Source organism: Hymenobacter sediminicola (assembly GCF_014250515.1).
Classification (GTDB): Bacteria; Bacteroidota; Bacteroidia; order Cytophagales; family Hymenobacteraceae; genus Hymenobacter; species Hymenobacter sediminicola.
On record NZ_CP060202.1, the window covers coordinates 3,838,958 to 3,863,689 of the forward strand.

22 protein-coding genes are annotated in these 24,732 nt (G+C 58.4%); 12 read left to right on the top strand and 10 right to left on the bottom strand.

Annotated features, from left to right (window positions below; translation table 11 throughout):
• Nucleotides 1–55: 55 nt before the first annotated feature.
• The 3 genes from H4317_RS16490 to H4317_RS16500 all read left to right on the top strand — a co-directional run bounded on the left by H4317_RS16490 (nucleotide 56) and on the right by H4317_RS16500 (nucleotide 4,331).
• Nucleotides 56–1,525, top strand: coding sequence for a complex I subunit 4 family protein (locus H4317_RS16490; protein WP_185887659.1), 1,470 nt, complete (start codon nucleotides 56–58; stop codon nucleotides 1,523–1,525).
• Nucleotides 1,526–1,654: 129 nt separating this feature from the next.
• Nucleotides 1,655–3,064 carry an NADH-quinone oxidoreductase subunit N gene (locus tag H4317_RS16495; RefSeq protein ID WP_185887660.1) on the top strand — a complete coding sequence of 470 codons (1,410 nt, stop codon included), beginning with the start codon at nucleotides 1,655–1,657 and terminating at the stop codon, nucleotides 3,062–3,064.
• A gap of 148 nt (nucleotides 3,065–3,212) precedes the next feature.
• Nucleotides 3,213–4,331 carry a S41 family peptidase gene (locus tag H4317_RS16500; protein WP_185887661.1) on the top strand — a complete coding sequence of 373 codons (1,119 nt, stop codon included), beginning with the start codon at nucleotides 3,213–3,215 and terminating at the stop codon, nucleotides 4,329–4,331.
• Between the two features lie 35 nt (nucleotides 4,332–4,366).
• Here H4317_RS16500 and H4317_RS16505 read toward each other — a convergent pair whose 3' ends face one another.
• From H4317_RS16505 to aspS, 7 genes are all read right to left on the bottom strand, one after another.
• Nucleotides 4,367–5,716, bottom strand: coding sequence for an OmpA family protein (locus H4317_RS16505; protein WP_185887662.1), 1,350 nt, complete (start codon nucleotides 5,714–5,716; stop codon nucleotides 4,367–4,369).
• A gap of 190 nt (nucleotides 5,717–5,906) precedes the next feature.
• Nucleotides 5,907–6,698 carry a 3'-5' exonuclease gene (locus H4317_RS16510; RefSeq protein ID WP_221899171.1) on the bottom strand — a complete coding sequence of 264 codons (792 nt, stop codon included), beginning with the start codon at nucleotides 6,696–6,698 and terminating at the stop codon, nucleotides 5,907–5,909.
• Nucleotides 6,699–7,172: 474 nt separating this feature from the next.
• Entirely contained in the window at nucleotides 7,173–7,826 is a 654-nt protein-coding gene (locus H4317_RS16515) for a response regulator (RefSeq protein ID WP_260625710.1), read from the bottom strand.
• Nucleotides 7,827–7,954: 128 nt separating this feature from the next.
• Nucleotides 7,955–11,032, bottom strand: a complete 3,078-nt coding sequence (locus H4317_RS16520) for a sensor histidine kinase (protein WP_185887663.1) — start codon at nucleotides 11,030–11,032, stop codon at nucleotides 7,955–7,957.
• Between the two features lie 148 nt (nucleotides 11,033–11,180).
• The gene (locus tag H4317_RS16525; protein WP_185887664.1) at nucleotides 11,181–11,843 is read right to left on the bottom strand and encodes an SdpI family protein; all 663 of its coding nucleotides are present in this window, start codon (nucleotides 11,841–11,843) and stop codon (nucleotides 11,181–11,183) included.
• Between the two features lie 367 nt (nucleotides 11,844–12,210).
• On the bottom strand, nucleotides 12,211–12,468 hold the full coding sequence (locus tag H4317_RS16530; protein WP_185887665.1) for an autorepressor SdpR family transcription factor: 258 nt from the start codon (nucleotides 12,466–12,468) through the stop codon (nucleotides 12,211–12,213).
• Nucleotides 12,469–13,038: 570 nt separating this feature from the next.
• Nucleotides 13,039–14,802 (bottom strand): aspartate--tRNA ligase, encoded by a 1,764-nt coding sequence (gene aspS / locus H4317_RS16535; RefSeq protein ID WP_185887666.1) that lies wholly within the window; start codon nucleotides 14,800–14,802, stop codon nucleotides 13,039–13,041.
• 309 nt (nucleotides 14,803–15,111) lie between these two features.
• Between aspS and H4317_RS16540 the strand changes: the two genes are divergently transcribed.
• From H4317_RS16540 to H4317_RS16555, 4 genes are all read left to right on the top strand, one after another.
• Nucleotides 15,112–15,564 (top strand): hypothetical protein, encoded by a 453-nt coding sequence (locus H4317_RS16540; protein WP_185887667.1) that lies wholly within the window; start codon nucleotides 15,112–15,114, stop codon nucleotides 15,562–15,564.
• 154 nt (nucleotides 15,565–15,718) lie between these two features.
• A complete protein-coding gene (locus tag H4317_RS16545; protein WP_185887668.1) occupies nucleotides 15,719–16,285 on the top strand; it encodes a hypothetical protein in 567 nt (188 codons plus the stop codon).
• Nucleotides 16,286–16,412: 127 nt separating this feature from the next.
• On the top strand, nucleotides 16,413–16,877 hold the full coding sequence (locus H4317_RS16550) for a nucleoside deaminase (protein WP_221899172.1): 465 nt from the start codon (nucleotides 16,413–16,415) through the stop codon (nucleotides 16,875–16,877).
• A 111-nt stretch (nucleotides 16,878–16,988) separates the two neighbouring features.
• Nucleotides 16,989–17,597 carry a superoxide dismutase gene (locus H4317_RS16555; protein ID WP_185887669.1) on the top strand — a complete coding sequence of 203 codons (609 nt, stop codon included), beginning with the start codon at nucleotides 16,989–16,991 and terminating at the stop codon, nucleotides 17,595–17,597.
• 67 nt (nucleotides 17,598–17,664) lie between these two features.
• On the opposite strand, the gene H4317_RS16560 is transcribed toward H4317_RS16555, so the two are convergent.
• Together H4317_RS16560 and H4317_RS16565 are read right to left on the bottom strand one after the other, a co-directional pair.
• Nucleotides 17,665–17,973 (bottom strand): winged helix-turn-helix domain-containing protein, encoded by a 309-nt coding sequence (locus H4317_RS16560; protein ID WP_260625711.1) that lies wholly within the window; start codon nucleotides 17,971–17,973, stop codon nucleotides 17,665–17,667.
• Complete coding sequence (locus H4317_RS16565) at nucleotides 17,957–18,550, bottom strand: hypothetical protein (RefSeq protein ID WP_185887670.1); 594 nt, start codon at nucleotides 18,548–18,550, stop codon at nucleotides 17,957–17,959. The genes H4317_RS16560 and H4317_RS16565 overlap by 17 nt, the downstream gene beginning before the upstream one ends.
• Before the next feature lie 665 nt (nucleotides 18,551–19,215).
• Between H4317_RS16565 and H4317_RS16570 the strand changes: the two genes are divergently transcribed.
• Nucleotides 19,216–20,499, top strand: a complete 1,284-nt coding sequence (locus H4317_RS16570) for a nucleoside permease (RefSeq protein WP_185887671.1) — start codon at nucleotides 19,216–19,218, stop codon at nucleotides 20,497–20,499.
• Nucleotides 20,500–20,836: 337 nt separating this feature from the next.
• On the opposite strand, the gene H4317_RS16575 is transcribed toward H4317_RS16570, so the two are convergent.
• Entirely contained in the window at nucleotides 20,837–21,256 is a 420-nt protein-coding gene (locus H4317_RS16575; protein WP_185887672.1) for a nucleoside-diphosphate kinase, read from the bottom strand.
• A 280-nt stretch (nucleotides 21,257–21,536) separates the two neighbouring features.
• On the opposite strand from H4317_RS16575, the gene H4317_RS16580 reads away from it, so the two are divergent.
• From H4317_RS16580 to H4317_RS16595, 4 genes are read left to right on the top strand one after another with little or no spacing between them, the layout of a single operon-like run.
• Nucleotides 21,537–22,580, top strand: a complete 1,044-nt coding sequence (locus H4317_RS16580; protein ID WP_185887673.1) for a DHH family phosphoesterase — start codon at nucleotides 21,537–21,539, stop codon at nucleotides 22,578–22,580.
• Between the two features lie 39 nt (nucleotides 22,581–22,619).
• Complete coding sequence (locus H4317_RS16585; RefSeq protein WP_185887674.1) at nucleotides 22,620–23,573, top strand: FKBP-type peptidyl-prolyl cis-trans isomerase; 954 nt, start codon at nucleotides 22,620–22,622, stop codon at nucleotides 23,571–23,573.
• A 59-nt stretch (nucleotides 23,574–23,632) separates the two neighbouring features.
• Entirely contained in the window at nucleotides 23,633–24,208 is a 576-nt protein-coding gene (locus H4317_RS16590; protein ID WP_185887675.1) for an FKBP-type peptidyl-prolyl cis-trans isomerase, read from the top strand.
• A gap of 15 nt (nucleotides 24,209–24,223) precedes the next feature.
• Nucleotides 24,224–24,694, top strand: coding sequence for an FKBP-type peptidyl-prolyl cis-trans isomerase (locus H4317_RS16595; RefSeq protein WP_185887676.1), 471 nt, complete (start codon nucleotides 24,224–24,226; stop codon nucleotides 24,692–24,694).
• The last annotated feature ends 38 nt before the right edge of the window (nucleotides 24,695–24,732 follow it).

The following is a 24,732-nucleotide window of genomic DNA, read 5'->3' on the forward strand; positions in this document are numbered from 1 at the left end:
CATCCTTGGCCCTCCTTGCGTCTGGTGTGCGCCTGAAATCTGCGGTTTTTTCTACATGCTGACTGTCCTTCTTCTACTCTGGCCCGTGGCGGCCGCCCTGCTGCTGCACTTCTTCAAAGGCCGTGCGGCCCGGGTTCCGGCGCTGGGCGCGGCCCTGGTTGAATTTGCGCTGGCGGCCTACGCCGCCCTCACGTTCAACGCCAACAACTCCGGCCAATTCAGCTTCAACCTGAACTGGATTCCCTCGGCCGGTATCCACTTCGCGGTGGGCATGGACGGGCTGAGTTTGCTGCTGGTGCTGCTGACGGCCGTGCTGGTGCCCGTGATTCTGCTGAGCGCCTTCCGCCGCAACTTCGAGAACGAGTCGGTGTTCTACGCGCTGGTGCTGTTCATGCAAACCGGTTTGGTGGGCGTCTTCACGGCCCAGGATGCTTTCCTGTTCTACTTCATGTGGGAAGTGGCCCTGATTCCGATTTACTTCCTGGCCGGTGTGTGGGGCGGCGTGAACCGGGCCCGCGTCACGTTCAAGTTTTTCCTGTACACCATTATCGGCTCGCTGTTCATGCTGGCCGGCTTCGTGTACCTCTACTTCCAGACCGGCCCCGCCGCCGACGGCCTCTCGGCCCACAACTCGGCGCTGGCCTCGTTCTACGCCCTCAACCTGCCTGCCGAAACGCAGGTATGGCTGTTCTGGCTGATTTTCGCGGCCTTCGCCGTGAAGATGCCCATCTTCCCCTTCCACACCTGGCAGCCCGACACCTACACCGAGGCTCCGGCTCCAGCCACCATGCTGCTCTCGGGTATCATGCTGAAAATGGGTATCTACGGCTGCATGCGCTGGCTGCTGCCGGTGGTGCCGATGGGCGTGGATTACTGGCAAAACCTCATCCTGATTCTGGCCATTATCGGCATTATCTACGGCGCCATCATCGCCATCCGGCAGCAGGACGTGAAGCGGCTGATTGCCTACTCGTCTCTGTCGCACGTGGGCCTGATGATTGCCGGCGTGTTCTCGCTGACCCAGATGGGCTTGCAGGGTGCCGCCATTCAGATGCTGGCCCACGGCGTGAACGTGGTAGGTATGTTCTTCATTGCCGACGCCATTGAGAGCCGCACCGGCACCCGCAATATTGCGGACCTGGGCGGCCTCACCCGCAAAGCGCCCGTCCTGACGGTGTGCTTCCTGGTGCTGCTGCTGGGTACGGTGGCGCTGCCGCTCACCAACGGCTTCGTGGGCGAATTCCTGCTGCTGGCCGGCGTGTACCAGTTCAACGCCTGGATGGGCGCCGTCGCTGGCGTGACCATCATTCTGGGCGCGGTGTACTTGCTGCGCATGTTCCAGCGCGTGATGCTCGGCCCCGATTCCTCGTTCACCGAAACCTTCACCGACCTCACCGGCTCGGAGCTGGCCCTGCTGGTGCCGCTCATCGTGCTGGTGTTCTGGATCGGCCTGTTCCCCAACACGTTCCTGCACCTGTCGGAAGGCAGCGTGTTGAACATTCTGAACGAGGTAGTAAAACGGTAGTTCCACCCGCGTCCCAGGGCTGAAGTCCTGGTCTACGCAGCGGTTCTGCTTCTTATTCTGGCTATTCGGGCCGCATTTGTACACGCTCCATAGCCCAGGGCTTCAGCCTTGGGAACTCCAGCCGACCATATGAATTCCATCATTCTCCTTTCCGTTCTGGGCCTCGGCAACCTGTTCCTGGGTTTCCGCCGCTCCAACCGGCTACTGCTGCCCGTGATGATGCTCATCCTGGGGCTGGTGCTGACCGTGAACTTCATCGACTGGAACGAGGGCGCGCAACCGTTTTTCAACGGCATGCTTACCATCGACAACTTCTCGGTGGCTTTCACCGGCATCGTGCTGCTGACGGCGCTGGTGCTGGTGCCCTTCTCCCAGAAATACGTGCTCGACGGCGAAAGCAACCTGGCCGAGTACTACTCGCTGCTGCTGTTTTCGCTAGTGGGCGCCATTATGCTGGTGAGCTACAACCACCTGCTGATGCTGTTTCTGGGCATCGAAATCCTGAGCGTGGCCATGTACGTGTTGGCCGGCTCCGATAAGCGCAACCTGCGTTCCAACGAGGCCGCCCTCAAGTACTTCCTGATGGGCGCGTTCTTCACCGGCATCCTGCTCTTCGGCATGGCGCTGGTGTACGGCGCCACCGGCACGTTCGTGCTGAGCGAAATCAGCTTCGCGGTGCAGAATCCGGTCAATGCCTCGCTCACGCCCATGCTCTACATTGGCATGCTGCTGATGCTGATTGGCATCGGCTTCAAAGTATCGGCCGCGCCCTTCCACTTCTGGACGCCCGATGTGTACGAGGGCACCCCTACGTTCTTCGCCGCCTTCATGAGCACGGTGGTGAAAACCGCCGGTTTCGCCGCCTTCCTGAAGCTGCTGGTGCAGGCCTTCCCGGCTGCCAATGCCCAGGGCATCTGGCTGCCCACGCTTACCGCCATGTGCGTGCTTACGCTGCTCATCGGCAACGTGGGCGCCGTGGCCCAAACCAGCATCAAGCGCATGCTGGCCTACTCCAGCATCTCCCACGCCGGCTACCTGATGATTGCGCTGGTGGCCTACAACGGCCAGCTGGAAGGCGCTTCCGCCAACGGTATTCTGTTCTACTCCCTGGCCTACTCAGTAGCCACCGTCGCCGCTTTCGGGGTGGTGAAACTGGTGGCCGATGCCCGTCAGCGCGAGGACTACAACGGTCTGAACGGGCTGGCCAAAACCAATCCGCTGCTGGCGTTTTCGCTCACGGTATCCATGCTGAGTCTGGCTGGTATTCCGCTCACGGGCGGCTTCTTCGGCAAGTTCTTCGTGTTTTCGGCGGCCGTGGAGAATGGCTATATCGGCTTGGTGGTGTTTGCCGTGCTGATGTCGATGGTGAGCATCTACTACTACCTGCGCCCCATCATTGCCATGTACATGCGCGACACCGACGCGACTACCGAATCGCCAGTACCGGTCAGCACGTTTCAGGCGGGCGCGCTGTTGCTGCTGGCTGCCCTCACCGTGCTGTTGGGCGTGCTGCCGGGTTTGGTGGCCGGTGTACTGTAGGCCTGAATCATTCGTTTTCCCTTCTCTCCCATATTGAAACGACCCTACCAGTTGGTAGGGTCGTTTTCTTTTGAGCCATCCGCAATACCTGGTCTGTAGCAACCATGTCCAGTAATTCATCTGCTCGAATCCGGCTATACTTGTCGCCATGAAATTTCCTTTGACGCTGCTGACTCTGTTTGTGCTACGCTTTCCGGTCTTTGCTCAAACGCCTACGCTGCTAAGCCTACCCGAGCAAAGCTTCGAGCAGTTCTGGCAGACCTTCCGCGACAACTACGCCTTCTTTCCCCTCAAACAAGTAAACTGGGAGGCCTCCTACCGCACCTTTCGCCCGCGTATTACAGCCACTACTCCCACTGACACGCTGGTGCAGGTATTTCGCCAGATGGTGGAACCGCTGCACGACGGGCATATTACCATTTCTCGGGGCGAGGCAATCCTGTACAAGGGCGAAAGCACCCGCAATACGTTCAAACAGACTTTCAAAACTGTGCAGCCGGAGTTCTGGCGCGTGACATATGCGCAGTTGCAAAAGGCTGGATTTGGACCAGTGAAAGGTATCGGGCCCGATTTTAAGGGCAAGCAGGTGCTTTACACCAGCCAGAATGGCTCTGTCGGATACCTGCACCTGACCCGCAGTTTCGCCGATATCAGCGGGGCTATTGGCACGGAGGCGCAGGAGAAAAAAGACCAGCATAAGCTGGAGAGACTATTTTCTCAGGCCCTGAAGCAGCTCCAGGGTTGCCAAGTGTTACTGCTCGACCTACGCGACAATGGCGGCGGACACAGCGGCTACGAACTGGCCGGACACTTTACGCAGGCGCGGTATCTGGCCAACTACAAAGCGTTACGCCGGCCCGGCGGCTACGACCTGTTTACAGAACCACAACCGGTATACGTCACGCCGGCGGCCGGCCCCCAGTTCACCGGCCCGCTGGTGCTGCTCACCTCCGACCAAACGGCCAGTGCCGCCGAAGACTTAGCTATTGCCCTCACCCAGCTTCCACAGGTTACGCAGGTGGGCACGGCCACCAAAGGCATGCTGTCGGATATGCACAGCGTGCACCTACCAAACGGCCTCGACGTAACTCTTTCTAACCAGCGCTACACTACGCCAGAGGGAAAGGCATTGGAAGACATTGGGGTGCAGCCGGATATAGTCGTGGAAAACACACTGGCTGATCTGGAGAAGCAACACGATGCGGTGTTGGTACGGGCGCTGGAACTGGCTTTAGAGGAAGCCCGCCACAAGGCGCAGGTGAAATAAGCAGTCTGAGATAGGCGGAGCAAAGGCCGCGCGGCCTACTTCTTAATCACGCGGATGCTGATGCGGCGGTTGAGGGCGCGGCCTTCGGGTGTGGCGTTGGGAGTAATGAAAAACTTACCGCCGTAGCCTTTGGCCTGAATCCGATTCATGTCAATGCCCATACCGGCCATGGCCAGCATAGCCGTTTTGGCCCGCTCCTCGCTCAGCTGAAAATTTTTCAGCGGGGTGCCGGTGCTATCAGTGTAGCCGCCCAGCTTTACTACAGAAGTTGGGAAGGTTTTGAGGATGCTGGCCACGTTGCGCAGCTGCTGAAACGATTCGTCGGTGAGCGTGGTAGCGCCCGGATCGAAATACACCCGGTCGAAATTGATCCAGCCTTTAGTCCGATTCACGGAATCCACCTCAATGGCCGGGTCGGCGAGGAAGGTGAAGAGGCGGTTTTCGGTGGAATTGGCTCCTACTTTCTGGGTAGTGCCGTCGGCGAGGCGCAGAATAATGGGCTGGCCGGTATCGTAGATGTAGTTGCCACTGGCATCGTCGTAGCGGCCGGACACGGCAGCAGTTGGGGCTTTGGAACTAGTAGCCGCAGACGTGGCTACCGGGCTCAGGGAGGCTACTGCCGCCCCGTCGACGGGCTGGCGCGGGGCCGGCCGGTCGTGCCCGAACAGGTAGCCCAGCAACACGGCCACCAGTAGCAACAGCCCCCATTGCCACCGTATAGGACCACTGCCAGCCGCCCCAGTCGAAGGAGCGACAAAATAGGCCTCACTTGCCGCCGGTCTTATCCGAACCGGTCCATCAGTTGCCATTTCCGGCAACGTGGCGTAGTCGGGCGGTAGCGGATGCTCCGCCAGGCTACGGCTGCTTCCGTCGGCGGCCACTGTCTGCCGGCTGACGAGCAACGCGCGCCGGAGAGTATCTTTTTCTCTGCTTACCCATCCGGCAAGGGCCGCTGGGTCTAGACTATTCTCTTGCGCAAGGTCCCCAGCAACGCCCAGAATAGCAGTTGTGCTGATGCCCAATAGGTGAGCAGCCGTGCGGTCATCAAGTCCGGTGGCGGTAGCCCGGTCGTGCACAATAGCATCGTGTGCATCGCCAAGCAGGTCGCGCATCAGGTCTTCGCTACGCTGCTGCCAGCCATTCTGCCCTGGCCTGGCCAGAGCTTCCAACACGCTGGCTCCGTATGCTTCGCGGCTGAGCTTCCAGAAGATTTCGGGGCCGTATGGTTTCTCAATACGCCCTATCAGCGTGTGCAGGGCCAGCGGTAGCAGCTGGTCGAGGCCGGTTCTTAATTCGGTTTCGCTCTCCGGGCCAGCCTTAGCCAGAGCGGTCAGCACATCTTTCGTAAAAGTTGCGCGAGCAGTTTGCAATAGGGTTTGTTCCATGGGTTTGCAGCACTAGAGTCCAACTTCTCATAAAAGGTAAGTTTTTTATTACAATAATTACATATAATTTTATATGTAATTCACCTAATATGCCTCTCGCGTCAGCAAAAGGCTTTTTAGGTGAAAGCAGAGCAAATGAATTAAGTATTCCAGCTGCACGTAGCGACAGGCATGGTACTACTATTGCTGCCTATGCGCGCTGCATTAGCACCGTAGCTTCGTCAGCATATTGCACTGCATCGTCACTGAACGGCTCGTCGCCGCGGAACTTGAGGAGCAGGCGGGCCGTGGTGATGATATCCTTCTGGCAATAGCGCGCAATGCGGGGCAAATCATTTTCCTCGTAGTATACGCGGGCTACGTCTTTGCCCTGGATATCGTCTTTGGGCGTTGGAATGCCGAACATGGCGGCCAGTAGGCTCAAAGAAGTGAAGGATTTCCGGTCGCCGAACTTCCAGAGTTCCATGGTATCGAGGTGGGTGATTTCCCAGGGCTTTTTGCCGGCCGTATCGAGGTGGGGCGGCAGTTCGAGGCCATTGATGAGCATCCGGCGCGACAGGTACGGAAAGTCAAATTCCTTGCTGTTGTGGCCACACAGCCGGAAATGCGGCCGGTGGCTGATGACTTCACTGAACTCCTGCAGTAGCTTTTTCTCATCGTGCCCATAAAACGACTTCACGCTAAAGCGCAGCTCGCCAGTGGGCGCCGTCCGGAAGCGGCCGATAGAAATGCAGACCACCCGCCCAAATTCGGCGTAGATGCCCGCCTGCTCAAACAGAGTAGCGGCGTGCAGCGTATCCGGCAGAGGCGCAATATGGTCGTGGTGCGAAATCCAGCCTTTTTCGCGGCGCAGAGCGTGGCACTTGTGCTCCCAGAGTTCCTTGAGCATCTCATGCAGGTCGTCGTGGCAGCCTACACACGGCACCGTTTCGATATCAAGAACAAATACCTCATCGAGCTTCAGGTCACGGAGCAGGCGCATAGACGGAGCAGATCAAACAGTGTGCGGACACCGAATATAGGCTTTTCCGTTGCGCAAGCACCATTTCGATTATGATGCGGCTTACCCCTGTGCCACCGTCGGAGGCTGCCTGAAACCGGCATCCTTTCCGGCGGTGGTGCCTGCCAGAGCCGCTACGGGTTGCAGCACCGCAGCAGAAGAGCTTCCGACTGCGGCTGCCTGGGGCACTCTCATTCTGGAAGCACTCAGGCCAGGGCGGGGTGCTTCCGAATCCAGAGGCCCAATAAAGAAATCAGCAGCTGCGGACGCGGGTGCGGCATATCAACAGGCATTTAGGTAACCCAACCGGCTCCGGATGCCCTCCACTTGCGCAGATTTGCCGGGGTCGTTGGTCAGGTTGAAGGTGCCATATTCCAGCGTGCCCGTCAATCACACAATGATGTGAGAGGGTGGCGTATAGCTAGCCGTTGGCAACCTTGCTCCGGCCCCAACCAGCTACGTCAGGCCCTGACGAAGGGCTTTGCTGACGGCTTCGGTCATGGAGCGCACATGCAGCTTCTCATAGATTTTCTTGATGTGCGAGCGGACCGTATCAATGCTGATGCCCCGGTCGGCGGCTATCATTTTGTAGCTGTAGCCTTCTACCAGCAGGCCCAGAATTTCCTGCTCCCGGGCGCTTAGGTTGGCCGGCGACTCGTCGGCGGTGGTGCGGCGCGGCGCTTTCGGAAACAGCCGCAGCACCTGGCGGGCAATGGCGGGGGTCATGGGGGCTCCTCCGGCGCGCACCTCCCCAATGGCATCTATCAGCCGGGCTGGGGGCGTTTTCTTGAGCAGGTACCCGTCGGCACCAGCGCAGATGGCATCGAATACCCGGTCGTTTTCTTCGAACACAGTTAGCATTACCACGTTCACGCCGGGCGCCACAGCCTTGATGCGGCGCAGACCTTCGATGCCGGTACAGCCGGGCATGTCAATATCCATCAGCACTACATCAGGGCGCAGGCGCTCCATATCAGCCTCGGCCTGGGTGCAGTTGCTGAGTGCTCCGGCCAGCTCCAGGCCCGAAGATCCGGAAAGCAGCTGGCTCAGACTGGCCCGCAGGTCAGCGTTGTCTTCGTAAATCAGGACGCGGGTAACAGTTTCCATCATAAGAGGCAGGTAAGCCGGGAATCTAGCTAAGGTACGCGCTTCAGCGGCGCTATCCGATTACATAATAATGTGAGCAACAGCTACTAGAAAAACTGGCTGACGGCGCGGTGTACTGCTGCGTCACGCTCTTAGTCACTGAGCGGAACTCTCAGATGCAGCGTGGTGCCCTGGCCAGGAGCTGTTTCGATGGTGAGCTGGCCAGCCATAGCGGCGGCCCGGCTGCGCATATTCGTGAGGCCATTGCCACTTCCCTGCGCCGGCTGCGTAGGGTCAAACCCGACTCCGTCATCCTGTACGGTGAGATGAAGCAGGCCCTGCTCATAGGTCAGCTGGATGCGGGCATGCTGGCAGCGGGCGTATTTGGCAAGGTTGTTTATGGCTTCTTTGAACAGCAGAAAAAACTCTCGCCGGGCACGCATGTCCAGTTTCAGGCCCTGCATGGAAGGTGAGGCTTGAAACACAAATTCAATACCGCGGGCTTCCAGCACCTCCGAAGCAAAGCTGCGCATGCGGGCCGTTACGTCCTCCAGCGAATCGTGCGCAGGATTGATGGCCCACACAATGTCGTCCATGGCGTCCAGCATGCGGCGCGACGACTCCCCTATTTGCTCCAGCAGCGCGGCGGCCTGCTCGGGGCGGTGTTGATGCTGGTGGTTGCGGGCAATCTGGCTCAGAATGGAAATGCTGCTGAGCGTGGAGCCCATATCGTCGTGTAGGTCGCGGGCAATGCCGTGGCGCACCCGCTCCAATGCCAGCAGTTGGCGCACCCGCATCCGGTAGGCCATGAACAGCAGCCCGAATATCACCCAGCTTAGGCCTACCCGAAACCACCAGGTGCGGTACCAGGGCGGCGTTACGATGATACGTAGCGCCGCACCCTGCGGACTCCAGACGCCGTCGTTGTTGGTGGCCCGTACTCTGAACGTATAGATGTCGGGGTCGAGGTTGGTGTAGGTAGCTTCCCGGCGAGACCCGGCATCAATCCAGTCCTTGTCGAAGCCCTCCAGCATATAGGCGTAGCGGTTTTTGTCGGGCTGGCGGAAGTTCAGGGCCGCAAATTCGAGCGAAAAAAAGTAGTCCTGGGGTCCGAGGCGCAATACGCGCCGCTCCGTAATAGCCGTGTCTGGCAGTTCCACAGGCCGGTTGAATTGGCGGAATCCGGTTAGTACTACAGCTGGTGGAGTGGTGTTGGTTTGCACTGCCGCCGGCAAGAAGCCAACCAGTCCGTTCACGCCACCGAAGTAGAGGCGCCCAGTGGCAGCCCGGTGGCTGGCGCCGGCATTAAACTCATCCTGCAGCAGACCATCCCGCTCATCGAAGGTGTGAAACTGGCTGGTGCGGGGCGCAAAGCGGGCTAGGCCCTTGTTGGTAGAAAGCCAGAGGTAGCCTTGCCGGTCTTCCTGCATGCCATACACGACATCGTTGGGCAGGCCTTCGGACTCCCGAAACACAGTAAACCGCCCCTTGGCCGGGTCATCGAGCCGGCAAAAGCCTCCGCCTTCGGTGCCCACCCAGAGGGTGCCGCGCTGGTCCTGCAGCAGGCAGCGCACAAAGTTGCTGCTCAGGCTGCGGGGATTGTGTCCATCAGCGCGAAACGTGGTGAACCGGCCGGAAACCGGATTGTAGCAGCTTAGCCCACCGCCGCCAGTACCAATCCAGAGCCGGCCTTGGCGGTCTTGCAGCGTTACGCGCACAAAGTTGTTGGAGAGACTGTTGGCGTCGCCGGGCTTATTGCGAAATACAGTAAACCGCTGTTTAGCGGCATCGTAGCGGTTCAACCCTCCTTCGGTACCCACCCAGAGCCGTCCGGAGGGGTCCTCGTAGAGGGAGCGAATAAAGTCGTCGGACAGACTGCCTGCCACAGTAGCGCTGTGGCGGTAGTGCACAAACTCGGTGGCACCCGGCAGCAGGCAGTCGAGTCCGTGGCTTTGCGTGCCGACCCACAAGCGGCCATCCTTTCCGAAGCATAAGGCTCTAATGAAATCTTGTGCCAGACTGCCCGGTTGCGCCGGATTGTGGCGGAACAGACGTCGGCGGCCGGTAGCTGGCTCATAACATATCAGCCCCTGGTCTTCGGTGCCTACCCAAATGCAACCGGCACCATCTGACGTTACGGCCCATATGGGGGCCGGCGCCGATGTAACCGGGATGGTATTGAACGGCCGAGGGCGCAGGTCGGTGTGGGTAAGGCCGCCCTCCGTGCCGACCCAGAGCAGGCCGGAAGTGCCCTGAAACAGCGCCTGCACTGTATTATCGGGCAGGCTCAGGGGCTGCCGGGGCTGGTGCACAATGCGGCTGAATGTGCCGGTGGCGGGCTCATAGCGGCACAGCCCTTCGCTGGTACCCACCCAGATTCTGCCCTGCTGGTCTTCCAGCAGGCTGCGTACGGCACCGGGCGGCAGCTGGCCGGGGGCTGCGCCGGGCACAAATACGCGGGTAGCGCCATTGGCCGGCGGCAGATACCGCAGCAGGCCCGTTTCCGAGCCTACCCACAGCCCGCCTTTGCGGTCGGGGCACAGTGTGGTGATGGCGCCGGCCGGCGTCAGGCGCGGATCGGTAAGGAGGAGCCGGCGCGCGGTATCGAGCCGACTGACGGCTCCTTCACCGGTTCCGACCCAGAGCGTACCGGCCCGGTCCTGGGCCAGAGCCCGCACTGAATTCTGCCGCACGCTGCCGGCTACCTTCGCGGCGTGGCGAAACAGCCGAAAGCGCCGGCCGGCCGGACTGATTTCGTGCAGGCCATCTTCGGCCCCGGCCCACACCCGCCCCTGCCGGTCGCAGTATACCGCCCGGATAAAATTATTGGTCAGGCCGCTGGAGTCGCCGGGTTCGGCCCGGTACGTCCGGAACCGGCCGGTGCGTGGGTTGTAGCGCGAAAGGCCACCCGCGGTGCCTACCCATAGCTGCCCGACCTGGTCGTGGCACAACGACAGCACGAAGTTGCTGGCCAGACTGCTGGGCCGGCGGGCGTCGCTGCGGAACGTGCGGAAACCGACCCCGTCGTAGCGGCTCAGGCCATCCTGCGTGCCAACCCACAGGAAGCCTTTTGCGTCCTGCGCGATGCTGTACACGCTGTTTTCCGTCAGCCCGTGGGCATTGGTGAGGGTTTCGAAGCGTAGCTCCGCCGCGGATTGTGCACAGCTGCGCCGGCTCCAAAGCCCTGACAGGGCCATCAGCAGAAACCACAAAGCAACGGAGTGTTTCATAGCAGCCAGCTCAGACCAAGTGGCTGAATGTACCGAATTACATTAACACAATCCTATACTGTATAGCATGCCTCCTAAACCGGCCCGTAGGAGGCCACTACCCTGAACAGCCTGGTTCACTCCCGCCCGCTGCTGCTTCGGCCCTTGCTTACTTGGTAGTGGCCGGCATTTCCTTCTTGTACAGCCAGTACGAGTAGCTGTAGGCCACAACCGCCGTTGCCAGCGCCCCCACTACCAGCACTGTAGTGGCGGCCGCTACCACTCCCAGCAGACCAAGCACAGCACTCAGCACACCCGTAGCGAAGAACAGCCGGCCGCCTACGCGGTGCACCCGCACCCAGATGCGCGGAAACTCCAGGGCCCACGGCGTTTTGAAGCCCACAAAATAATTGGGCTGCACGGTAGTAAGGTAGTTGCCGATAAAAGCGAAAAACAGCCCCATGAGCACCGCCAGGCCCTGCCCGGTTTGCTGGCCTGGATGCAGCGCCGCGTACAGACTGTATATGGACAGCCCGCTCATCAAGGCGACTACGGCCAGCGTCAGTTTCTGGTAATTGGAATTGCCGGCGTCCAGTTGCCGCTTGGGGTCGAAGCGGGGCAGAAACGCCAGCAGCAGGTAGGTGCCTACCGGCAAGCCCAGGCACAGCAGCCACATATGCTGCTTGGCGGTATAGCCGTCGGCCTTTCCAGCAGTATCAAAGTGCGTAGGAATCTGTGCGGGCAGTGCGCTCCAGCTGTAAGCAAGGTATAGAGTAGGCAGCACGAGCAGCAGCACCAGCAGTAGGTGCCAGGTGGAAAAAGGACGTTTCATGGCAGTAAAGTTTATCAGATAAGCTTTATCCCTATTAAGGAAGGGGAGATTACACGGTATAGAACAGCCAGTAGCATCACACTAAAAGCAGTTACCAACACAGCTCGAAGCTGGCGCTGACGATGGCTACGCCATAAGTTAAATCCAGTGCGGTGTACTTGCGGTATGAGCGTCAGGACGCAGTACAACACTAGAGGCAGTGTGGCTACCTCCCGTAGCCGTTGTTGGCTAGCAAATAGATCAGCTTGGCCATTGGTGTAGTGGGTAGGCACCTGAGTGGGAAGCAGGTCGTCGAGATAATAGCACAACAACAAAGGCAACGCTGCAATTAATACTACTATCACTCCTCCTAAAAGGCGCTGATTTTTCATGACTTTTGAAATTGCAGCAACCAGCCCAGTAGTTCGTCCATCACCGTCATATTGAGCGTGTAGGTCACGAATTGGCCCTGTTTGTCGCTGCTGACGAGGTCCGCTTGGCGGAGCAGGTCGAGGTGGTGGCTGATGGTAGGCTTCGAGAACTGGAAGTAATCGGCTATTTCCCCAGCCGTGCGTGGTTGCTCACGCAGCAATTCCAGAATGGCGCGGCGCGTGGGGTCGTTAAGAGCTTTGAAGAGGGCGTTCAAGTTCGGTTAGGTCTTTAGACAAATATCTAAATATTTATCAGATCAGCAATTCTATCAGAAGTAATTATTTCTATGAAGCAAAAGTGGCGCCTGATGCATCAGGCGCCACTTTTTAGTATCTATGATTACGTGTTAATCACGCTTGTATTGCCGTAGTAGCTGGCCTAACTTCTCTGTAGGACCGCTCATACTTGTGAGAAAAATCACCTCAAGCCGTTTCTGGCTTTGTCGGTTCTTAATGATTAAAATCTCGAATGAACCGGCTTTCCCACTGGAAACCGAATCAAGCGCGACTTGAACGTGCCTCCAGGGAAGAAACCCAAGCTTAGGGGTCCATATACCACTTGGCCCAAGTTTTAAAAGAGCCTTTGTAGTCATTAAAATACTCAAGCCTATCAACCAGAGGGCAGCACCCACCAACATAGCGCCAGCCATGATGGCCATTTTTGGTGGGCTTTGCGTGCCAGCCCACGCAGAAAACACAAAGCTGACAGAGCCAACGAATAAACCTAGATATCCACCTCTAGGAGAATTGAAAAAGACGTTAGGATAATCCTTCGGCTCCATCTGCTACTTCCCTACCACGGCCGTAGCAATGCTCAGTTCCTTTAGCTGGGCGCCGGAAATCTGCGAAGGCGAATCAATCATGACGTCGCGGCCGGAGTTGTTTTTGGGGAAGGCAATAAAGTCGCGGATGGAATCGGCACCACCGAAGAGGCTGCAGAGCCGGTCGAAGCCGAAGGCAATGCCGCCGTGCGGAGGCGCGCCGTACTCGAAAGCGTCGAGCAGGAAGCCGAACTGCGCTTTGGCTTCTTCATCCGAGAAACCCAGCAGCGAGAACATGCGGGCCTGCACGGCGCGGTCATGAATGCGGATGGAGCCACCGCCCACTTCCACGCCGTTTATCACCATGTCGTAGGCGTTGGCGCGCACCTCCCCTATCGTGTCGGGGTTGTCGAGCAGGGCCACGTCCTCGGGTTTGGGCGAGGTGAAGGGGTGGTGCATGGCGAAGTAGCGGCCTTCCTCCTCGATGTATTCGAGCAGCGGGAAATCCACGACCCACAGCGCCGAAAACGTGTCTTTGTTGCGTAAGCCGAGGCGCTGGCCCATTTCCAGGCGCAGCTCTGATAGGGCCTTGCGGGTTTTGTTGGGCTCCCCGGCCAGTACCAGCAGCAAGTCGCCGGGCTGCGCGTTGAAAGCGGCTTTCCACTGCTGGAGCTGCTCCTGGCCGTAGAACTTGTCCACCGACGACTTCACCGAGCCATCGGCTTCCATGCGGGCATACACGAGGCCGGTAGCACCAATCTGGGGGCGTTTCACATATTCAGTCAGCTCGTCGAGCTGCTTGCGGGTGTAGCTGGCCGCACCGGTGGCGCAGATGCCCACTACCAGCCCGGCCGCTTCGAACACCGGGAAGTTGTGGCCTTTCACCACGTCGTTCAGCTCCACAAAGCGCATTTCAAAGCGCGTGTCGGGTTTGTCGTTGCCGTAGTAGCGCATGGCGTCGGCGTAGGTCATGCGGGGCAATTTCCCGATTTCCAGCCCTTTCACCTCGCGGAACAGGTACTGCACCAGGCCCTCGAAGGTGCTCAGGATGTCTTCCTGCTCCACAAATGACATTTCGCAGTCAATCTGCGTGAATTCGGGCTGGCGGTCGGCGCGCAGGTCTTCGTCGCGGAAGCACTTCACAATCTGGAAGTACCGGTCGAAGCCCGACACCATGAGCAGCTGCTTGAACGTCTGCGGCGACTGGGGCAGGGCGTAGAACTCGCCGGGGTTCATGCGGGACGGCACCACGAAGTCGCGGGCGCCTTCGGGCGTGCTTTTGATGAGTACCGGCGTTTCCACCTCGATGAACTCCTGGCCATCCAAATAGCGGCGTGTAGCCTGGGCCACGCGGTGGCGCAGCATCAGGTTCTGGCGGACGGGGGCGCGGCGCAGGTCCAGATAGCGGTATTTCATCCGCAGGTCGTCGCCGCCGTCAGTGTCGTCTTCAATCAGGAAGGGCGGCAGCTTGGCCGGATTGAGCACATCAATCTTTTCCACCCGGATTTCGATGCCGCCGGTGGGCATTTTGTCGTTTTTGGAGTGGCGCTCGGCTACTTTGCCGGTCACGCTCAGTACAAACTCGCGGCCCAGTTGGCGGGCCTGCTCGCGCACCTCGGCGGTTTCCACGCCTTCTTCCAGGGCCAGCTGCGTGAGGCCGTACCGGTCGCGCAGGTCTACCCACAGGATGCCGCCTTTGTCGCGGGTGCGCTGCACCCAGCCGCAGAGCGTGACGGTTTGGCCAATGTGTTCGGGGCGTAAGTCGCCGCAGGTATGAGTCCGGAGCATTTCAGTAGAGCTGAGAGGTGAGACCTTAGAGGTGAGAATGGTGAGGAAGCCCAGGCAGCCAGGTTTTCTCTCGTCTGATTTCTTCGTTCTGAGGTCTATACTAATAGCGAAGGTAGGCAGGAAAAATCAGTCAGGGAGGGAAAAAACGTGGCTGGCAGGCTGATACTGCAGATGTAGCGTGGCAGAATACTTCACGATTTAAGCGGCGCATCAGGGTTTTGCGTAAGCTTGCGAAAAATTGGTACGGAGTATGCAAAGGCATTTCCCGAACCAACTCCCCTCCGACCACAACCTCTTTTTTGCCTTCCTATGAAACGCCCCGTTCTGCTCGCTCTGGCTGCTACCCTCCTTTCCTTCTCAGCCGCTCAGGCCCAGACCAAGATCAAAACCAAAGCCAAAACGGCAAACGGCACCGAGGTTAAAACCAAGTCCGAAGCGGAGGCCGTGACTCTCAGCGGCCCCATCAAGCGGGTGGAAACTCTGTCGGGCATCGACGTGTTTCCGGCCTCCAACGGCCAGACCATCATGCTCAGCTTTACCCAGCAGTTTACCAAGCCCGGCACGCTGGTGATGACCAACTACAAAAAGCAGCCCGTGTACACCACGGAACTCGATCCGGCCAACAACACCGGCGAGCCGGTAGACTTGGGCCGCATTCCGGCCGGCACTTACCTCATTGAAGCCAAGACCGGCAACTACGTTTACTGGAAGAGCGTCAAGATTAAATATCCGGCGGCTCCGGTGGCCAAGAAGCGCCGCTAACGGCCTTTTAAGCAGCCCATTTGCAAGCTCCGGAGTCGTTGCGGCTTCGGAGCTTTGCGTTTGTGGCACTACCAGGCGGCCCGGTGGTCGTTTGGTACCTGGCAGGGCTCCTTTCCGGGCCTGACGCCTCATCCTCGTACCTTTGCCTGCGTCTATGAAAACTACTTCCTCTTTTTTCCGCCTTGCGCCGCTGCTGTTTTTGCTGCTGGGTCTGGTGGCATTCGTAGCTCCAAAGCTCAAAAAAACGGCCATCAACAAAAGCATCAGCGTGGGTGTGCCCGACGGCTTTCAGGCGCTGCCCGATGATGGCATTGCCGTGAAATATCCGTCGCCGCGCAAGCCGCTGGCTGTGTTCAGCAACCCCAGTGGCCGCGTCGACTTCAGCGTGGCCCAGAAGCCCAGCACCTTCAGCAACCGCGACTACGCTCTGCTGCTGAAGATTTACAAGGCCAGCATCCAGAATATGTACTCCAAGGTCGATTTTCTGGCCGAGGACATCCGTACTATTAACAAGCGTGATTTTGTGGTGCTGGAGTTCGTCTCGACAGTGGCCGACAACCGCCGGACCAGCAATCTGGCTCCTATTCGCCGCTACCAAATGGTGCAGTACACCATCACCGGCGACCAACTCACGGTATTCACCTTCGTGGCTCCCGCCGACGAGCAGGCGCAGTGGCAGCCCACCGCGCAGGCCGTGATGCAGAGCATTGTGATGAAGTAAGTATCAGGAGACTGTGAAGTGAATGCTGCCAACAACCTATCATCCTGAGCTTACGAAGGACCTTGTGACGCCTGAGAAAAATATCCTGCCTACCGGCTGACGTGATAAGGTCCTTCGCAAGCTCAGGATGACACTTCCTCATTCCACCAACCCGCCACTCATGTCCGACGAGCAGTACATGCGCGAGGCGCTGAAGCAGGCGCGCTACGCTTTTGCGGAAGAAGAAATTCCGATTGGAGCCGTGGTGGTGCTGGACCGGCAGATTATTGCGCGAGCCTACAACCAGACCGAAAAGCTGCGCGACGTGACGGCCCACGCCGAAATGCTGGCCCTGACGGCTGCCGCCAACCACGTCGGCAACAAATACCTCTCCGACTGCACGCTCTATGTGACGGTGGAGCCCTGCGTGATGTGCGCCGGCGCCACGGCTTGGGCCCAGCTGCGGCGCGTGGTATATGGTGCCGACGAGCCCAAATTCGGGTACCGGCGCCACGGCAACCTGCTGCATCCGAAAGCAGAAGTGGTGACGGGGGTGCTGGGCGCGGAGTGCGGCGAGATAATGCGGGAGTTTTTCGCGCGGAAGCGGAAATAGGCTACTTTTGGCCGGCCCCGCAACCCTGACCGGGGTGCGGCGGTTATACTCTGACGCGGGGCTGGCCCCGCATCCGGTTTTTCTCTCCCATCACCTCAAAACCCAACTACTATGGCTTTCGAACTGCCCAAACTGCCCTACGCCTACGACGCTCTGGAGCCGCACATTGATGCGCAGACGATGGAAATCCACCATACCAAGCACCACCAGGCCTACGTCACGAACCTTAACAACGCCATTGCCGGCACCGAGCTGGAAGGCAAGAGCCTCGAAGACCTGATGCAAAATATTGCCTCGGCCCCGGCAGCAGTGCGCAACAACGGCGGTGGCCACTGGAACCATTCCCTGTTCTGGACCATTCTGGGCCCGAACGGCGGCGGTGAGCCCACGGGCGCGGTAGGCGAGGCCATCACGAAGGCATTCGGCAGCTACGAGAAGTTCAAGGAAGAATTCACGAAAGCCGCTACCACGCGCTTTGGTTCCGGCTGGGCCTGGCTGTGCAAGCAGACCGACGGCTCGGTGAAGATCTGCTCGACGCCCAACCAGGACAACCCGCTAATGCCGGACTCCGGCTGCCAGGGCACGCCCGTACTGGGCCTCGATGTATGGGAGCACGCCTACTACCTCAAGTACCAGAACCGCCGCCCCGACTACATTGCCGCGTTCTACAACGCCATCAACTGGGACGAAGTGAACCGCCGTTTCGCCGAAGCTGCTTAACGCTTTCGGGCATTAATAAAAAAGGGCCTTCTGCATGCAGGAGGCCCTTTTTTATTCGCATTGGTACTCAGGCTGAGTCGGTGCCGGGTGAGAGGTAGCGCTGCAACGACTGCACGTAGGTTTCGAAGGCCGTGACGCCCTGCTGCGTGATGGCACAGCGCGTGAGCGGATAGCTGCCGTTGAACTCCTTGGTGAGCGTGAGGTAGCCGGCGTCGCGGAGCTTGCCAAGCTGTACGCTGAGGTTACCGGCAGTAGCGCCGGTTTTGTCCTTCAGGAAATTGAACTCCGCTTCCCGAACGCTCAGCAGCAACGACATAACGGCCAGCCGCAACTGCGAGTGCAGCAGCGGGTCAAGGTCCTCAAACGGCGCGGCCACGACGGTATTGGCTTTTGAGCAAATGCCCTGGCACAATGTAGGCAACCAGCACGGCCGCCGCTACCAGCAGTAGCTTAGCATCCATATCGACGCGAAAGGCTACGGCCGCTAGCAGCCAGCAGGCCGCGCCACCCCAGATGAGGGGCCGGAACCGTAGGGCGCCGCCGGTGGCAAATGTGCCCAGGCCATAGAGCGCAATGATAAGCGGATAAGCAACCTGCCAGCCGTACGCGGTACCCACGCCAATCAGCATCAGCATCAGCACGCCAAAGCCACCCCACAGAAACGCCATAAAATCACCCTGTGCGGTGCGTGTCCGCTCGCGGCGGCCCCGGCGCATGCCGTGCACGAAAGCCACTACAGCGCCCAAGCTCATAAGCACGGGCCAGGCCACCCAAGGCTTGTCATAGCCGATTTGGCGCAGACCGAAGTGCGCGAGGGCCGCGACCAGTACCAGCCAGCCCCAGAGCAGCAGGTCAAAGGAATTGTCGCTGAGGTCCTGCTTGGCGGCCTGAATCATCTCCTGAATCAGGCGTAGGCTGTCGGGCGCTGACAGCGGTTTTTCGGAGGTTTCCATGAATAGAGGAAGTTAAAAAAGCTGAAAAAACGGATTGAAGCCGGCTGCGTGTGGCTGAACTTCTGGCTGCGGAGGCCGCCGGAGTGGTGCAGTTGGCTGCTGCCTGGCCACATGCCCGGCCTGGGGCGACCAGACCAGTAAGGCGGCTCCAAGCAGCAGTACGCCCAGCACTATACCGGCCGCTAGCTGCGCCTCCAGCAAACCCGCAGCACAGCCTACCAGCATTATAGCTGCAAGTGCAAGTACCCGACCGGATGCGGCGGCAACCCTATGTAGTATGCTGGCAGTGCCGGCTGGCAGGAACTTAGCGGTGGGCTGGGCTTCCATGGTAGTAGTTGAAGAAGATGAATAACTGATTCAACGTTGCAAACATAAACTAGTTTACATTATAAACAACATTACAACACAAACTTTTATAAGGGTCCTACTTTAGCCGGCTCGTCGGGCATTTTCGCCTTTCTGATTTTGCCTATCTTTGAAGGCTTGGCTGCGCCTGTGGCCAAGCTGTTCTTTCCTCCACTCTTCCCACTTTCTTCTCGGGCAGATTGACCAGACTGGCCGGCCGTGCGCTGATTCCGGGGCACTGCTGCCCTGCTATCAGAAAGCCGTTGGTGCAGCTGAATCAATTTTCCTGAGAAGGGCTCCCACCTTCAAACTAAACCGGCATGAGTACCAAGTTGCGTCTCATTATTCTGAGCTTTCTACAGTTTTTTATCTGGGGCTCGTGGCTGATAACCATTGGGGCGTACTGGTTTCAGACCAAGCAGTGGTCGGGCGCGCAGTTCGGCGCTATTTTCTCCACCATGGGCATTGCTTCCATTTTCATGCCCTCGCTCATGGGCATTGTGGCCGACAAGTGGGTGAATGCCGAGAAGCTTTATGGTGTACTGCATATCCTGGGCGGTATAGTGCTTTGCACGATTCCTATGGTGACTGACCCGAGCATGTTCTTCTGGGTGATACTGCTGAACATGATTTTCTACATGCCCACACTGGCCCTTAGCATTGCCGTATCGTACTCGGTACTTAAGCGTGAAGGCTTTGACGTGGTAAAGGACTACCCGCCCATCCGCGTGTGGGGCACCATTGGCTTCATTGCAGCCATGTGGACGGTCAGCCTGCTGGGCTTCGAGAAGTCGGCCAACCAGTTTTACATAGCGGCCAGCGCGGCTATTTTGCTGGGTTTGTATTCGTTTACGCTGCCCGCTTGCCCACCCCAATCCACCAATACGTCCAGCCAAAGCCTGATGGAAGTATTGGGCCTCAAGTCGTTTGCCATTCTGCGCGACATCAAGATGCTCACCTTCTTCCTGTTTGCCATGCTGCTCGGTGCCGCTCTGCAGCTCACCAACGCTTACGGCGACACTTTCCTGCATGATTTTGCCAACGTGCCGGCTTACCAGGACACGCTGGCTGTGAAGTATCCGGCCATCATCATGTCCATCTCGCAGGTTTCCGAGACGCTGTTTATTCTGGCTATTCCATTTTTCCTGCGTCGCTTCGGCATCAAGCAGGTGATGCTGTTCAGTATGATTGCCTGGGTACTGCGCTTCGGCCTACTCGCCTACGGTAACCCCGCCGACGGCCTGTGGATGATTATCCTATCCTGCATCGTCTACGGCATGGCGTTCGACTTCTTCAACATCTCCGGCTCCTTGTTCGTGGAAACACAAACGGCACCTTCTATCCGCGCCAGCGCACAGGGTCTGTTCATGATGATGACCAATGGATTCGGCGCGGTGCTCGGAAGCTTGGTAAGCGGTGTGGTTATCGAGCAGTACTTCACGAACGCCGACCAGAGCAAGAACTGGCAGGGTATCTGGCTGTCATTTGCTGGTTATGCGCTAGCCATTGCGGTGCTGTTCGTTATTCTGTTCAAGCACAAGCATACCACCCAGGAGGTACACGAAGCTCCCGACGAATCGCTGCTAACGGTTGAACAGGCATAAGCCTGATACGGGCTGTATCATTATCTGCGCCGTCGTTCCTGCAAAGTATGTAGGGTCGGCGGCGCAGCTGTTTTCCTACCGTTCCACTGTAATCTCTATAGGTTGCCTGGTTTAGCTCATGCCACCCGCATGCGTATTACCGACGCTATCTAAGGCTCTTGGTGATAATTAGAAACCTCTACTAGCGGCATGTATCTTCCGCACGTCAAGTCTAGGCAGCATAAAAAAAGTTTATAATAAGTCTGTTTCTAGCAAACGAAAAATCCCGCTCTGCAAGCTGCAAAGCGGGATTTTACATGTTGAGACAATCTTAGCAGCAAGTTGCTGCCCAACTGACTTAGAACTGCTCGTCAGCGCCGAAGAAGAAGTTGCCTTCGATCTGAGCGTTTTCGTCGGAGTCAGAACCGTGCACGGCGTTGGCTTCGATGCTCTTGGCATATTTCTTCCGGATGGTGCCCTCAGCGGCCTGAGCCGGGTTGGTAGCGCCAATCAGGGTGCGGAAGTCAGCCACTGCGTTGTCCTTCTCCAGGATAGCCGCCACGATGGGGCCCGAAGACATGTATTTCACCAGGTCGCCGTAGAAGGGACGCTCGGCGTGCACTTCGTAGAATTTGCCGGCGCGCTCAGCCGTCAGGCGTACTTTTTTCAGCGAAACGATACGGAAGCCACCTTCCTCAATCATGCTCAGGATGCCACCGATGTGGTTTTCCTGGGTGGCGTCGGGCTTAATCATGGTGAACGTGCGGTTCGTAGCCATTGTACTAGGTATGGTTAGGGGTTGAAATGAAGAGTTGATGCACCGATGTGCGTTTGCGGGCGCAAAAGTAGCCGGATTATTTGGGGTCCGCGCAAAAGGCTTAGCGGAAACGCTGACAAACTGCTGCCGGCCGCTACTACCCGCCACCTCATTTCTGACATTCCAGCCAATCTCCGCACTAAAGCGAAACCCGTTTTGTTGGAACCCAGAATATTTACGACTTTTGCCGCCTTTGTACGCGGCCTAAACCACCGAAATTCAGTCACCTACCCCGTAGGAAATGTCCACAATATCTGAGTTGCAGGAGTTGCTGTCGCAGCCCCGGCAGGTTTTCATCACCACCCACCACAAACCCGACGCCGATGCCCTGGGCTCGTCGCTGGGCCTGGCGGGCTACCTTCGCAAGAAGGGACATTCCGTGACGGTTGTTACGCCTTCCGACTACCCTGATTTCCTGGCCTGGATGCCCGGCAACGAGGAAGTGGTGGTGTATGAGCGACGCGAGAACGATGCCCAGGTGCGCGATATTATTAATTCGGCCGAGGTGCTGTTCTGTCTGGATTTTTCCTGCCTGAACCGCATCAACGAAATGGGCGAATACATCCGGCACGCCACCGGCACCAAAGTCCTCATCGACCACCACCAGGAGCCAGAAGCCTTTGCCGACCTCGACTATTCCAACTCCAAGGCGGCCGCTACGGCCGAGCTGGTGTTTGAGGTAATCCGGGACCTGGGCGACCAGAGCCTGATTGACCGCGGTATTGGGGAGTGTCTGTATGCCGGCATCATGACCGATACAGGCTCGTTCCGGCACCCTAGCACTTCGCGCAACGTGCACCTCATCATTGCCGAGCTGCTCAATGCCGGCATCAACCTGAGCGACGTGCACCGCCGCATCTACGACTCGCACTCCGAAATGCGCCTGCGTTTCCTGGGTTTCGTGCTGAAGGACAAGCTGACGGTGCTGCGCGAATACAACACCGCCTACATTGCCATTACGCAGGAAGAGCTGCGCCAGTACGACTCCAAAACCGGTGATACCGAAGGGCTTGTAAACTTTGCGCTCAGCATCGAGGGCATTGTGTTTGCGGCCGTGCTCATCGACCGGGGACAGGCCATCAAGATTTCCTTCCGCTCGGTCGGCGACTTCTCGGTGAGCAGCTTCTCGCGCGACCATTTCCAGGGGGGCGGCCACCACAACGCGGCCGGCGGCATCAGCTACGACAAGCTGGAGCCCACCGTGCAACGTTTCCTGGGTTTGCTGCCTCAATACCAAAGCCAACTGGTGACGGCCCCGCTGGCAGTTGCGCCGCCTTCGGCGTAACTTGCCCGAAATTTTCTTTTTTCACCCCTTCTCTGCTTCATGCATTTGCATCGCAACATTCTGAGCCTGGCCCTGGCGGCCGGCGTACTGGGCCTGGCCTCCTGCAACAAAGGCGGCGACTTCGCGAAGACGAAAACCGGCATCGAATACAAAATCTACAAAAACGACGGCGGTACCAAATATTCGCCGCGTGACGTAAGCGCCGATGGCGACGCGACTTACAAGGACCGTCTGGGCAAAATCATGGCGCTGGACGTGGAGTATCGCACGGCCAAAGACTCAGTGCTGTTTAACTCGCGCAAGCAGCAGGGTATTCCGATGCGCATTGAGCTGCAGGAGTTGAAAGTGAAAGGTGGCCTGGAAGAAGCTCTTTCGCTGCTCCAGCCCGGCGACTCAGGCGTGTTCCGTTTCAACGTGGATACCATTTTCGCCAAGTCGTTTAAGCAGCCGGTGCCGCCCTTCATGAAGAAAGCTGGCAACACCATGACCATGTTCGTGAAGGCGCAGAAGCTGCAGACCCGCGAAGAGGCCATGGCCGACCAGCAGAAAATGATGATGGAGCAGCAGCAGAAAATGGCGGCCCATGCGGAAGATCAGCTGAAGAAAGATGACGTGATTCTGCAGGAGTACGTGAAGAAAAACAACCTGACCATGCAGAAAGACGCTTCTGGCGTGTATTACATGGTGACCAAGCCCGGCACCGGCCCCAAGCCGAAAGCCGGCCAGACGGTTTCGGTGCTCTACAAAGGCTCGTTGCTGGATGGCAAAGTGTTCGACTCGTCGGAGAAAATGGGCAATAAGCCAATTGACTTTCCGATTGGCGTAGGCCAGGTGATTCCGGGCTGGGACAAAGCCATTCCGCTGCTGGCTAAAGGCAGCAAGGCTACGCTGCTGATTCCGTCGTCGCTGGCCTATGGGCAGCGTGGCGCTGGTGCCGACATTCCTGCCGATGCGCCCCTGCGCTTCGACGTGGAGTTGGTGGACGTGAAGTAGAAACAATAGCCGCGGCCGGTTTCGGCCGCGGTTTTTTACCCTTTTAGTTGCTTACGCTTATGAAAACCGGATTCAAACGCTCGGCATTGGTGCGTGTGGCGGTGGCTCTGCTAGCCGTTGCGGCCCCGGCCCTCTCAGGCTGCGGCAAAACCGATTATGCCAAGCAGCAGGAACAGCATCAGAATGAATACAAAGTCATTGATGATGGCCTGATCCAGGCGTACCTGACGCGCCACAACATCACGGCGTCGGGGTACACGCGCACTGAGTCGGGACTGTACCTGGTAAAAATCAGCGACGGGCCGGCTGCTGGAGAGAATATCAAAGGCGGGCAGCAGGCTGACGTGAAATACGTGGGCCGCTACCTGCGCGACCCGGCTACCAGCAACAATTACAACGAAACTATCATCTTCGACAACTCGACCGACCGGCGCGTGCCTTGCGGCTGCCTGAGCGTAACGGTAGGTGCCAGCCAAGTAATTAAGGGCTGGGATGAGGCGTTGCTACTCATGAAGAAAGGTGACCGGAAACTGCTGCTGATTCCGTCGTATCTGGCGTATGGCCCAACGGGCAGCGGCACAATTCCTCCCGACGAGCCACTGGCCTTCGATATGGAAGTGCTGGACGTACGGTAAGCTAATCGATACACGATGCAGACAATTCGGTGCGTATTGTTGCTGAGTTGCTGGCTGCTTTCGGCGGTAGCGTGGGCCCAGACGGTCCCGGCTACCGCCGATTCGCTTTCCAGCCCTCCTGCCAACAGTCTTTCTACTCCTAGTGGCATCCGCTATGTGGTGCTGCGGCCCGGCACTGGCCCGCAAGCCGTAGCCGGCAGCCGGGCGGCCGTATACTACCGGGGCTTCCTGCCCAACGGTAAGCTCTTCGACCAGACGCTGTTTCCAAACAAGCCGCTACGCGTGCGGGCGGGCCGCGGCGACGTCATCAAAGGCTGGGACGAGCTACTACTGCTGCTGCCCGTCGGGAGCCGCGTACAGGCCTGGATTCCGGCCCGGTTGGCGTATGGTGCCAAGGGCGTCCGCAGTCCTGCCGACGAGGACCGCTACCTCATTCCGCCAGACACCGACCTGCGCTTCGAGATGGAAATCATGCCGTTGAAATAGCAGGTTGCTCTTATTCTTCGTCCGGTATCCTACCGGCA

What these genes read in the sequence shown, in the direction of transcription:
- H4317_RS16490 (WP_185887659.1), top strand. Translation starts at nt 56, where the DNA reads ATGCTGACTGTCCTTCTTCTACTCTGGCCCGTGGCGGCCGCCCTGCTG.
- H4317_RS16495 (WP_185887660.1), top strand. Translation starts at nt 1,655, where the DNA reads ATGAATTCCATCATTCTCCTTTCCGTTCTGGGCCTCGGCAACCTGTTC.
- H4317_RS16500 (WP_185887661.1), top strand. Translation starts at nt 3,213, where the DNA reads ATGAAATTTCCTTTGACGCTGCTGACTCTGTTTGTGCTACGCTTTCCG.
- H4317_RS16505 (WP_185887662.1), bottom strand. Translation starts at nt 5,716, where the DNA reads ATGGAACAAACCCTATTGCAAACTGCTCGCGCAACTTTTACGAAAGAT.
- H4317_RS16510 (WP_221899171.1), bottom strand. Translation starts at nt 6,698, where the DNA reads ATGCGCCTGCTCCGTGACCTGAAGCTCGATGAGGTATTTGTTCTTGAT.
- H4317_RS16515 (WP_260625710.1), bottom strand. Translation starts at nt 7,826, where the DNA reads ATGATGGAAACTGTTACCCGCGTCCTGATTTACGAAGACAACGCTGAC.
- H4317_RS16520 (WP_185887663.1), bottom strand. Translation starts at nt 11,032, where the DNA reads ATGAAACACTCCGTTGCTTTGTGGTTTCTGCTGATGGCCCTGTCAGGG.
- H4317_RS16525 (WP_185887664.1), bottom strand. Translation starts at nt 11,843, where the DNA reads ATGAAACGTCCTTTTTCCACCTGGCACCTACTGCTGGTGCTGCTGCTC.
- aspS (WP_185887666.1), bottom strand. Translation starts at nt 14,802, where the DNA reads ATGCTCCGGACTCATACCTGCGGCGACTTACGCCCCGAACACATTGGC.
- H4317_RS16540 (WP_185887667.1), top strand. Translation starts at nt 15,112, where the DNA reads ATGAAACGCCCCGTTCTGCTCGCTCTGGCTGCTACCCTCCTTTCCTTC.
- H4317_RS16545 (WP_185887668.1), top strand. Translation starts at nt 15,719, where the DNA reads ATGAAAACTACTTCCTCTTTTTTCCGCCTTGCGCCGCTGCTGTTTTTG.
- H4317_RS16550 (WP_221899172.1), top strand. Translation starts at nt 16,413, where the DNA reads ATGACACTTCCTCATTCCACCAACCCGCCACTCATGTCCGACGAGCAG.
- H4317_RS16555 (WP_185887669.1), top strand. Translation starts at nt 16,989, where the DNA reads ATGGCTTTCGAACTGCCCAAACTGCCCTACGCCTACGACGCTCTGGAG.
- H4317_RS16565 (WP_185887670.1), bottom strand. Translation starts at nt 18,550, where the DNA reads ATGGAAACCTCCGAAAAACCGCTGTCAGCGCCCGACAGCCTACGCCTG.
- H4317_RS16570 (WP_185887671.1), top strand. Translation starts at nt 19,216, where the DNA reads ATGAGTACCAAGTTGCGTCTCATTATTCTGAGCTTTCTACAGTTTTTT.
- H4317_RS16575 (WP_185887672.1), bottom strand. Translation starts at nt 21,256, where the DNA reads ATGGCTACGAACCGCACGTTCACCATGATTAAGCCCGACGCCACCCAG.
- H4317_RS16580 (WP_185887673.1), top strand. Translation starts at nt 21,537, where the DNA reads ATGTCCACAATATCTGAGTTGCAGGAGTTGCTGTCGCAGCCCCGGCAG.
- H4317_RS16585 (WP_185887674.1), top strand. Translation starts at nt 22,620, where the DNA reads ATGCATTTGCATCGCAACATTCTGAGCCTGGCCCTGGCGGCCGGCGTA.
- H4317_RS16590 (WP_185887675.1), top strand. Translation starts at nt 23,633, where the DNA reads ATGAAAACCGGATTCAAACGCTCGGCATTGGTGCGTGTGGCGGTGGCT.
- H4317_RS16595 (WP_185887676.1), top strand. Translation starts at nt 24,224, where the DNA reads ATGCAGACAATTCGGTGCGTATTGTTGCTGAGTTGCTGGCTGCTTTCG.